The sequence below is a fragment of the Methylobacterium sp. CCH5-D2 genome, assembly GCF_001556475.1.
GTDB lineage: Bacteria > Pseudomonadota > Alphaproteobacteria > Rhizobiales > Beijerinckiaceae > Methylobacterium > Methylobacterium hispanicum.
Map to the genome: position 1 here is coordinate 1 of NZ_LSIX01000761.1, position 9779 is coordinate 9779.

A 9779-nucleotide genomic window follows, 5' to 3' on the forward strand; every position below is an offset into this window, starting at 1 on the left:
CCCGCGACCTCCGGCAGCGCAGGACGGCGCGCCCGCCGAGGCGCTGCCGGAGGTCGCGGGCCTCGGCGCGCGCGCCGCCGCCCAGCGCGCCGTGGCCGAGCTGATCGGCCAGAACCGGGCGCTCGCCCTGGAAGACGCGCTGGCGCAGGCCTCGCGCGGGCTCGACCCCGCCGAGGCGGCGCTCGCGCGCGCCATCGCCACCGCCACGTTCCGCCGGTTCGGCCTGATCCGGACGGCGCTCGGCAGCCGGCTCGATCACGGCCTGCCGGACGACCAGCCCCTGCTGCTGGCGCTTCTGGCCACCGGCGCCGCCCAGATCCTCGACCTCGCCGTGCCCGACCACGCCGCGGTCGATCTCGCGGTGCGCCTCGCCAAGGCGGACCGGCGGACGCAGCATCTCGGCGGCCTCGTCAACGCGGTCCTGCGCCGGGTCGCCCGCGAGCGCGACGCCATCCTGGCGGCGGGCGATCCCCTCGGCGATGGCGCGCCGGACTGGCTCGCCGCCCGCTGGCGCGAGACCTACGGGCCGGAGCGGGCGGAGGCGATCGGCCGGGCGCATCTGGCCGGCGCGACAGTCGACATCACCGTGAAGGCGGAGGCGCAGGCTTGGGCAGAGCGCCTCGGTGCCGCGCTGCTGCAGACCGGCTCGCTGCGCCTGCCCCCGGACTCGGGACCGATCACCGCGCTCGACGGCTTCGACGCGGGCGCGTGGTGGGTGCAGGACGCCGCCGCGGCACTCCCCGCGAAGCTCCTCGGCGCGCAGGCCGGCGAGCAGGTCGCCGACCTCTGCGCCGCCCCCGGCGGCAAGACAGCCCAGCTCGCCGCGGCCGGGGCCGCGGTCACCGCTGTCGATCGCTCGGCGCCGCGCCTGGAGCGCCTGCGCCGCAACCTGGAACGGCTCGGCCTCACCGCCGAGGTCGTGGTCGGCGACGCGCTCGCCCTCGACCGGCCGGAGGGGTTCGACGCGGTGCTCCTCGACGCGCCCTGCTCGGCCACCGGCACGGTCCGCCGCCACCCGGACGTCGCCTGGACCAAGAGCCCCGAGGACATCGCCCGCCTCGGCCTCCTGCAGGCGCGCCTGCTCGACCGCGCGGCGACGCTGCTGCGGCCGGGCGGGCGCCTCGTCTACTGCACCTGCTCGCTCGAGCCGGAGGAGGGCGAGGCCCAGGTCGCGGCCTTCCTCGCCCGCAACGCGGCGTTCGCCCGCGTGCCCGTGGCGCCCGAGGAGGTCGGCGGCCTCGCCGAGCTGATCGATCCGAACGGCGACTTGCGCACGCTGCCCTGCCACCTCGGCGGCGGCACGGACGCGCGCGGCGGCCTCGACGGCTTCTTCGTGAGCCGGCTCGTCCGCCGGAGCTGACCGTGCCCGTTTCATCCCGACGGAAATCGGTCTAAACGGCCGCTCCCCCCATTTCGGGGGCCTACCTCAATCCCCCGCTTACCTGCCGCGTTCGCAGGAGTGAGCTCGGAGCGACATGCGATGCCCACGCTGACATTCCCCGACGGCAACACGCGCGCCTACGACGCGGCCGTGACCGGCCGCGCGGTCGTGGAGGGCATCGCCAAGTCGCTGGCCAAGCGCACCGTCGCCATGGCGTTGGACGGCGTAGTGGCCGACCTCGACGACACGATCGCGCGCGACGTGGCGATCGAGTTCCTCGACCGCACCGATCCCCGCGCCCTCGAGCTGATCCGGCACGACTGCGCCCACGTGCTGGCCGAGGCCGTGCAGGAGCTCTGGCCCGGCACGCAGGTGACGATCGGGCCGGTCATCGAGAACGGGTTCTACTACGACTTCGCCCGGAACGAGCCCTTCACGCCCGAGGACTTCCCGACGATCGAGGCCAAGATGCGCGAGATCATCGCGCGCGATGCCCCCTTCACCAAGGAGGTCTGGAAGCGCGACGACGTGCGTAACCTCTTCGCGGAGAAGGGCGAGGGCTACAAGGTCGAGCTGGTCGATGCGATCCCACCGGGCGAGGACCTGAAGATCTACCGCCAGGGCCAGTGGTTCGACCTCTGCCGCGGCCCGCACATGACCTCGACCGGCAAGGTCGGCACCGCCTTCAAGCTGATGAAGGTCGCGGGCGCCTACTGGCGGGGCGACGCCAACAACCCGATGCTGACGCGCATCTACGGCACGGCCTGGGCCACGAAGGAGGATCTCGACGCCTACCTGCACCGGCTGGAAGAGGCCGAGCGCCGCGACCACCGGCGCCTGGGCCGCGAGATGGACCTGTTCCATTTCCAGGAGGAGGGCCCGGGCGTCGTCTTCTGGCACGCCAAGGGCTGGACGATCTTCCAGGAGCTGATCGCCTACATGCGCCGCCGCCTCAAAGGCGACTACGCCGAGGTGAACGCGCCCCAGATCCTCGACAAGGCGCTGTGGGAGACCTCGGGCCACTGGGGCTGGTACCGCGAGAACATGTTCGCGGCCCAATCCGCCGGCGAGGAGGCCGAGGACAAGCGCTGGTTCGCCCTGAAGCCGATGAACTGCCCGGGCCACGTGCAGATCTTCAAGCACGGGCTCAAATCCTACCGCGACCTGCCGCTGCGCATGGCCGAGTTCGGCGTGGTGCACCGCTACGAGCCCTCCGGCGCCATGCACGGCCTGATGCGCGTGCGCGGCTTCACCCAGGACGACGCGCACATCTTCTGCATCGAGGATCAGCTCGCCGCCGAGTGCCTTAAGATCAACGACCTGATCCTCTCGACCTACGCGGATTTCGGCTTCGACGAGATCCTGGTGAAGCTCTCCACGCGCCCCGAGAAGCGCGTCGGCTCGGACGCGCTCTGGGACCACGCCGAGAGCGTGATGACGCGCGTGCTGGCCCAGATCGAGGAGCAGTCGGGTGGCCGGATCAAGACCGCGGTCAACCCGGGCGAGGGCGCCTTCTACGGGCCGAAGTTCGAGTACGTGCTGCGCGACGCGATCGGCCGCGACTGGCAGTGCGGCACCACGCAGGTCGACTTCAACCTGCCCGAGCGATTCGGCGCCTTCTACGTCGACGCCGACAGCCAGAAGAAGCCGCCGGTGATGGTCCACCGCGCGATCTGCGGCTCGATGGAGCGCTTCACCGGCATCCTGATCGAGCACTTCGCCGGCCACTTCCCGCTCTGGCTCGCCCCGACCCAGATCGTGGTGGCGACGATCACCGGCGAGGCCGACGCCTACGCCCGCGACGTGGTGCGCGCGCTCGAGCGCGCCGGCCTGCGCGTCGAGGCGGACCTGCGCAACGAGAAGATCAACTACAAGGTCCGCGAGCACTCGCTGGCCAAGGTCCCGGTCATCCTGGCGCTGGGCCGGCGCGAGGCCGAGGAGCGCACCGTCTCGATCCGCCGTCTCGGCAGCCAGGGCACGCGGACGCTGCCGCTCGCCGAGGCGGTCGCCGCCTTCGTGGACGAGGCGACGGCGCCCGACATCCGCCGGGCCGAGGCGGTGGCCGAGACCCGGCCGAGCGCGGACGCAACGCTCGACGGCCAGCACGTGGTCGCGCCGGCGCCGTAGCTCGGCGTAGGCTCCGTCACCGCGCCATAGCCCGCTCCAGCACCGCGAAGATCCGCGGGTCAGCGCACTGGGCGACGTTGAAGCGGAGGTAGTCCGGCGCGCTCTGGCTCACGCTGAAGACGTTGCCGGGCGCGAGGATCACCCGCTCGGTGAGCGCCCGGCGCGAGACCTCGGCGGCGTCCAGCCCGTCCGGCAGGCGCGCCCACAGGAACATGCCGGCGCCCGGCACGAACGGCACGGCGATGCCGAGCGCGGCGAGACGCCGGATCGCGCGCCCGCGGGCCTCCGCGAGTCGGGCGCGCATCGCCTCGAGGTCGTGGCGGTAGCGCGCGTCGGTGACCGCCCGGTGCACGACACTCGCGGCGAGGTGCGGGTCGCCCAGCGTCACCGCGACCTTCAGGTCGAGGAAGCGCTCCACCCAGTCCCGGCGCAGCGCGACGTAGCCGATGCGCGCGGCCGACGAGAGCGTCTTCGAGAAGCCGCCGATCTGAATTACCCGCTCCAGCCCGTCGAAGCCCGCGAGCCGGGCGGCCGGCTCCACCTCGAAGTCGGCGTAGATGTCGTCCTCCACCACCAGCGTGTCGTGGGCCTCGGCCAGCCGCAGGATGCGGTGCACGATCGCGGGCCCGAGCGAGGCACCGGTCGGGTTATGGAGCGTGGAATTGGTGAGGTAGAAGCGCGGCCGGTGCTCGCGGAGCGCCGCCTCGAAGGCGGCGAGGTCCGGCCCCTGCGGGCCAAAGGGCACGCCGACGAGCTTGACCCGCTGCGCTCGCAAGAGCGCCTGGAAGTTGAAGTAGCAGGGATCGTCCACCAGCACCGTGTCGCCCGGCTCGATCAGGAAGCGGCAGAGCAGGTCGAGCGCCTGCGTCGCCGAATCGGCCAGCACGATCTGGTCCGGGTGGGCGGCGATGCCGCGCTCGCCCATCCGGCGGGCGATGTGCTCGCGCAAGGGCGCGAGGCCGCGCGGCTCGTCGTAGCCGGTGAGGGCCGGGCCGCCCGCGCGGGCGACGTAGCGCAGCGCCCGGCGCAGGGCCTCCTCGGGCATCCATTCCGGCGGCAGCCAGCCGCAGCCGGGCTTCAGCACGTCCGGATAGGTCTCGAAGGATTGCCGGCTGATCCAGAGCGGATCGACGGCGCGGTCGAGCCGGGGGCCGGCCGCGGCGAGGCAGAACGGCTCCGGCCGCCCCGCCACGTAGAAGCCGGAGCCCGGCCGCGAGACGATGGCGCCCTGGGCCGCCAGCCGGTCGTAGGCCTCCACGACCGTCGATTTCGAGACGCCGAGGCTTTCCGCGAAGGCCCGCACGGAGGGCAGGCGCGCGCCCGGCGCGAGGTGGCGCCCGGCGATGCGTGCCTCGATGGCCGCCATCGCCGCCTCGACCCGCGTGAGCGCCGGATCGAGTTGTGGCTTCAGAACACCGAGCGACATCGCGAACCTCGACCGTACTGCCGATCGTACCGGACAGTTCGCCTGGATCGTACCGGATGCGTGCCTGTCGCGTAACCGGAAAACGCCGCATCCAGCATGCCCGGCGGTTTGAGGAGATCAGGATGTTTGCGGCGGACGAAGACCGGCAACGGGCGACGCGGATCGGTCGGCAACTCGTGGACCTCGTCCTGCTCATGGCCAACGGATCGGCCTCGCCCTGCCGCTGATCCTGCCGCTGAGCTGAGCGATGACGACCCGCATCCTCGCAGCGCCCGCGCAGGCGCGGCCTGCTCCGCCGGCCGGGGCGTTGCGCGACGGACTCGTCGGCGTGGCGATCTTCAGCGGTACCCTCGCGGCGACGCGCCTCGCCCTCGAAGCGTTCGAGCCCGTCGCCCTCACGCTCACGCGGGCGGCGCTGGCCGGCCTCGCGGCGGGCGCGGTGCTGATGGTCTTGCGCCAGCCCATGCCGCGCCGCTCCGACCTCGCGGCTCTCGCTGCCGTCAGCTTCGGTGTGGTGCTGGGCTTCCCGCTCTTCACCGCCTTCGCGCTCGGCCAGATCGGCGCGGGACGCGCGAGCGTGTTCGTGGGACTGCTGCCGCTCGCGACCTCCCTGTTCGGCGCGCTGCGGGCGGGCGAGCGGCCCTCCCGGGCCTTCTGGCTGCTCTCCGGGCTCGGCAGCGCCGTCACGGTCGCCTTCGCGGCGCGCGGGGCGGGGCCCGGCTCGCTCGTCGGCGATGGGCTGATGCTCGCGGCGATCCTCGTCTGCGGCCTCGGCTACGCCGAGGGCGCGCGCCTGGCTCGCCGCCTCGGCGGCTGGCAGGTGGTGGCCTGGGCAACGGTGCTGGCGCTGCCCGCGACGCTGCCCGCCGCCCTCTGGCTGCTGCCCGCGCATCCGGGCCCGATGACGCCTTCCGCGCTCGCCGGGCTCGCCTACGTGTCGGCACTCAGCGCGCTCGTCGGATTCGTGTTCTGGTACCGGGCGCTCGCGCGGGGCGGGATCGCCGTGACGGGCCAGCTGCAATTGCTGCAGCCCTTCATGGGGATCGGGATCGCCGCCCTCGTCCTCGGCGAGGCGATCGACCCCGCGATGCCCCTGGTCGCGGCCACAGTGGCGGCCTGCGCGGCGGGGGCGCGGCGTCTTGCGTGAGATACCGCCCCGTGCGCGTCACGACCCCTTCGCCACGACCTCGATGTCGCGGTCCATGCCGCTCTCGACCTTGAACTCGCGGGTGTAGACCTGCCCGTCGTGGCGGGCGATCAGCACGTAGTCGCCCTCGGCCAGGGTCACCTGCGGGAAGGCGCCGATCGCCTCGCGGATCGTATCGCCGCCCGGCGTCAGCACCGAGAAGGCCGTGCCCGCGAAGGCCTCGGCGCCCGGCGCGGCCACGAGCTTCAGGGTCACAGTGGCGGCGCGGTGGTTGAGGGTGGCGTCGGTGATCTTGCCGTTCTCCACCTTCAGGTCGGCGCGCTGGATCGCGTTCGATTCCCCGTAGGTCGAGACCACGTGATAGGTGCCCTCGGGCAGCCGGATCAGCTCGCCGGCCTTGACGCCGCTGCGCACCAGCCGTCCCTCCGAGTTGGTGCCCACCGGCACGAAGACCGAGAACGCGAGTTGCGCGGGCGCGATCCGCTGGTCGCCGACCGCGCCGGAGAGCTTCAGCGCCCCCGCGCTCACCCGCAGCGTGTCGGCCTGCGGCTGGCCCGCCATGGTGATGCGCTTCGAGGCGCTGGCGAAGCCGTAGGTCACGGTGGCCACGTAAGGACCGGGCGCGAGGCGGAAGCTCGGCTCGGGGTCGGTCGAGCGGGCCACGATGCTCGGCCGGTTGCCGTCGCCCCGGTCGTCGTAGATGCGCCAGGCGAGACCTGTCCGCAGCGGCTCGCCGATGCCGGCGAGGATGGCGCTGAGCGTGAGGCTCGCCTCGGCCTCCGCCGGGCCGGTGGGGAAGGCGGGCGCCGTGATGGACGGGGAGGGCACGCCGGAGCCGAGGCGGTTCGGGAAGGCGTCCTGCGCCGCCGCCCCGGCGGGCGCGAGCGCCGCCAGCAGACAAGCCCCGCGCCGCCAACCCACGACCCGCACGTCCATCCCACCTCTCCGACCGGGCCGCAGACGGCCCCGCCCGCGGTCTGGCGCGAGACCGTGGCGGCGGCAAGGCGTCGCCGCCGCTTCCCTCGGGCCGGCGCGCGTGCCAAGTCCGGGCGAGCCCCCTCGCGAGACGCGCCGCATGACCGCCACCCTCGACCTCCTCCGCACCCGCCGCTCGGTGCCGCCGCCGCGCCTCGAGGCGCCGGGCCCCGACCGCGAGACGCTCGACGCGATCCTCACCATCGCCTCCCGGGTGCCGGACCACGGCAAGCTCGCGCCCTGGCGCTTCATCGTGATCGAGGGCGAGGCCCGCCACCGGGTCGGCGAGACGCTGGCCGCGATCCACGCCGCCGACAATCCGGGTGCCGACGCCGCCCGGCTGGAACTCGAGCGCAACCGCCTCGCCCACGCGCCGGTCGTCGTCGGCGTGGTCTCCCGCGCGGGCCCGCACGTGAAGATCCCCGAATGGGAGCAGGTGCTCTCGGCCGGTGCGGCGGCGATGAACCTCGTGGTGGCGGCGAACGCGGCGGGCTTCGCCACCGCCTGGCTGACCGAGTGGTTCGCCTACGACCGCCGCGCGCTCGACGCGCTCGGCCTCGCGCCCGCCGAACGGATGGCGGGCTTCATCCATATCGGCCGCCCGGCCGAGATCCCGAGCGACCGGCCGCGGCCGGAGCTGGCCCAGATCGTCACGCGGCTCTGAGGTCGCCATGGACTACGATTTTCAGAACCGCACCCTGCCGCACAACCCGCTCAAGGCGATCGTCGCGCCTCGCCCGATCGGCTGGATCAGCACGATGGACCGCGACGGACGGCTCAACCTCGCGCCCTACTCGTTCTTCAACGCGGTCGCGGACGACATGGTGGCGTTCTCCTCCTCGGGCCGGAAGGACGCCATGACCTTCGCGGAGGAGGGCGGCGACTTCGTCTGCAACCTCGCGAGCCACGGCCTTCGCGAGGCGATGAACGATTCCTCCGCCCCGCTGCCTCGGGGCGAGAGCGAGTTCGCCCACACGGGCCTCGCCACGGCGCCCTCCCGCAAGGTGCGCGCGCCCCGCGTGGCGGAGGCCGCCGCGGCGATCGAGTGCCGCTGGCTGCAGACCGTTCCGCTGCGGCCGCTGGACGGGTCCGAGCCCGCCAACTTCCTGGTGATCGGGCAGGTGGTCTCGATCTACATCGACGACCGCTTCGTGGCGGACGGGCGCGTCGACACCGCCGCCATGGAGCCGATCCTGCGCGGCGGCTACTTCGACTATTTCCGGATCACGCCCGAGAACCGGTTCGAGATGCGCCGGCCGCGGGGCGGCGGGGACTTCAAACGCCCCTGAGCGTGCCCGCCGCGTCGCGCACGACCTCCACGAGCGGCACGCCGGCGGCGGCGGCACTGAGCGCCGCCATCGTCCGCGCCAGGGCGCGCTCGGCCTCGGCCAGACCCTGTTCCGCCAGCGCCCGGGGGTCGAGGCCGAGCGCGGCGAGGCGCGGGCCGGCCTCCGCGAAGCTCGCCGCCCACAGCACCGCGCGGGCGGTTCCCAGCACCGGCACGATCCGCAAGCCGCCATCCGGCAGCCCGGCCTGCGCCTCGTGCACCGCGAGCAGCGCGCCGAGCCGCACGACGTCGCGCCCGTGCTCGGCGCCGAGGAGAACGACGCCCGCCGGAACCGGGACCAGCGCCGCCGCGGGATCGCCCTCGGCCCGGTCGAGCACGGCGTAGGGGCGCGGATCCTCGTCCGGCCGGAGCCTCAGCGTACAGCGCATCGCGGCCGCAGGGTGAGCGGAGCGGGGCCGCACTTCAAGCTTTCTTTACCATACCGGCAACAGGGTCGGGCAGGGAAGGCGCGGATCGCGCCGCCCCGGCGCCAGGGGCTTCCCGAACCGGCGCGGTTCCTCTCGCGGCGGACCCGATGTTCCTGTTCACCACGCCCTCCAGCCCCCCCGAGCCCGCCGCGGCGGCGCCGCGGGGCGCCAGTGCGGGCGTCAATGCAGGGGTCGTGCAGGCGATCCGCGAGGGAGCCCGGGCGAGCGGCGCCGGCTTCGACTACCTGCTCGCCACGGCGCAGCGCGAATCCGCCCTCGACCCCGCGGCCAAGGCCGGCACGTCGAGCGCCACCGGCCTGTTCCAGTTCATCGAGCAGACCTGGCTCGGGGTGATGAAGAACGCCGGCCCCCGGCTCGGCCTCTCATCCTACGCCGACGCCATCACGGCGCGCCCCGACGGCAGCTACGCGGTGGAGGACCCCGCCCAGCGCCAGCAGATCCTGGACCTGCGCCGCGACCCGAAGATCTCGGCGACGCTCGCGGGCGCGCTCACCCAGAAGAACGGCGAGGCGCTCACCGCCGCGCTCGGCCGCGACCCGAATGCGGGCGACCTCTACGTCGCCCACGTGCTGGGCGCGCGCGGCGCCGCCTCCCTCATCGGTGCCGCCCGCGACACGCCGGACCGCGCCGCCGCCCTCGACATGCCGGAGGCGGCTGCCGCCAACCGCGCCCTGTTCTACGACCGGGCGGGGCGCCCGCGCAGCGTCTCCGAGCTTTATGCCACCCTCTCGGCGGCGGCGCGGGGCGTGGCCGACCTCGGCATCCAGGCCCAGGCGAGCGGCCTGCCGCAGGCCACCACCTCCTACGCGGCCTCGGCCTACGCCGCGGGCGCGGACCTGCGCAGCCTGTTCCAGACCGACCGGCGCACCGGCCCGGTCGCGCAGGGGGTCGGCAGGCTCTGGCAGGGCCGGGCAGAGGGGCCGTCGGCCCCGCCCGAGCGCCCCGCC

The 9779-nt window shown here is 73.9% G+C and carries 9 protein-coding genes; 6 read left to right on the plus strand and 3 right to left on the minus strand.

Annotated elements, in window-relative coordinates; all coding sequences use genetic code 11:
- The first annotated feature begins 91 nt into the window (after window positions 1-91).
- Together AX737_RS20315 and thrS are read left to right on the plus strand one after the other, a co-directional pair.
- Complete coding sequence (locus AX737_RS20315; protein ID WP_238230718.1) at window positions 92-1360, plus strand: RsmB/NOP family class I SAM-dependent RNA methyltransferase; 1269 nt, start codon at window positions 92-94, stop codon at window positions 1358-1360.
- 120 nt (window positions 1361-1480) lie between these two features.
- Window positions 1481-3508: a threonine--tRNA ligase gene (thrS, locus tag AX737_RS20320; protein ID WP_066924445.1), complete on the plus strand. Its 2028-nt coding sequence runs from the start codon at window positions 1481-1483 to the stop codon at window positions 3506-3508.
- 16 nt (window positions 3509-3524) lie between these two features.
- Here the strand turns inward: thrS and AX737_RS20325 are convergent, their stop codons facing one another.
- A complete protein-coding gene (locus AX737_RS20325; RefSeq protein ID WP_066924447.1) occupies window positions 3525-4934 on the minus strand; it encodes a PLP-dependent aminotransferase family protein in 1410 nt (469 codons plus the stop codon).
- Window positions 4935-5181: 247 nt separating this feature from the next.
- Here AX737_RS20325 and AX737_RS20330 point away from each other — a divergent pair, with 247 nt between their 5' ends.
- Window positions 5182-6081: a DMT family transporter gene (locus AX737_RS20330; protein ID WP_082773170.1), complete on the plus strand. Its 900-nt coding sequence runs from the start codon at window positions 5182-5184 to the stop codon at window positions 6079-6081.
- Between the two features lie 18 nt (window positions 6082-6099).
- Here AX737_RS20330 and AX737_RS20335 read toward each other — a convergent pair whose 3' ends face one another.
- Entirely contained in the window at window positions 6100-7017 is a 918-nt protein-coding gene (locus AX737_RS20335; RefSeq protein ID WP_066924448.1) for a hypothetical protein, read from the minus strand.
- A gap of 139 nt (window positions 7018-7156) precedes the next feature.
- Here AX737_RS20335 and AX737_RS20340 point away from each other — a divergent pair, with 139 nt between their 5' ends.
- Window positions 7157-7720 carry a nitroreductase gene (locus tag AX737_RS20340; protein ID WP_066924449.1) on the plus strand — a complete coding sequence of 188 codons (564 nt, stop codon included), beginning with the start codon at window positions 7157-7159 and terminating at the stop codon, window positions 7718-7720.
- Window positions 7721-7727: 7 nt separating this feature from the next.
- The gene (locus tag AX737_RS20345) at window positions 7728-8345 is read left to right on the plus strand and encodes a flavin reductase family protein (protein WP_066924450.1); all 618 of its coding nucleotides are present in this window, start codon (window positions 7728-7730) and stop codon (window positions 8343-8345) included.
- Here AX737_RS20345 and AX737_RS20350 read toward each other — a convergent pair.
- The gene (locus AX737_RS20350; protein WP_066924453.1) at window positions 8332-8772 is read right to left on the minus strand and encodes a hypothetical protein; all 441 of its coding nucleotides are present in this window, start codon (window positions 8770-8772) and stop codon (window positions 8332-8334) included. The two genes, AX737_RS20345 and AX737_RS20350, sit on opposite strands and share 14 nt — an antisense overlap.
- A 146-nt stretch (window positions 8773-8918) precedes the next feature.
- Between AX737_RS20350 and AX737_RS20355 the strand changes: the two genes are divergently transcribed.
- Window positions 8919-9779: lytic transglycosylase (locus AX737_RS20355; RefSeq protein ID WP_066924457.1), on the plus strand; the 861-nt coding region annotated here is incomplete at its 3' end.

Coding starts and splice junctions, on each gene's coding strand:
- AX737_RS20325 (WP_066924447.1), bottom strand. CDS start 4,934: ATGTCGCTCGGTGTTCTGAAGCCACAACTCGATCCGGCGCTCACGCGG.
- AX737_RS20335 (WP_066924448.1), bottom strand. CDS start 7,017: ATGGACGTGCGGGTCGTGGGTTGGCGGCGCGGGGCTTGTCTGCTGGCG.
- thrS (WP_066924445.1), top strand. CDS start 1,481: ATGCCCACGCTGACATTCCCCGACGGCAACACGCGCGCCTACGACGCG.
- AX737_RS20330 (WP_082773170.1), top strand. CDS start 5,182: ATGACGACCCGCATCCTCGCAGCGCCCGCGCAGGCGCGGCCTGCTCCG.
- AX737_RS20350 (WP_066924453.1), bottom strand. CDS start 8,772: ATGCGCTGTACGCTGAGGCTCCGGCCGGACGAGGATCCGCGCCCCTAC.
- AX737_RS20340 (WP_066924449.1), top strand. CDS start 7,157: ATGACCGCCACCCTCGACCTCCTCCGCACCCGCCGCTCGGTGCCGCCG.
- AX737_RS20345 (WP_066924450.1), top strand. CDS start 7,728: ATGGACTACGATTTTCAGAACCGCACCCTGCCGCACAACCCGCTCAAG.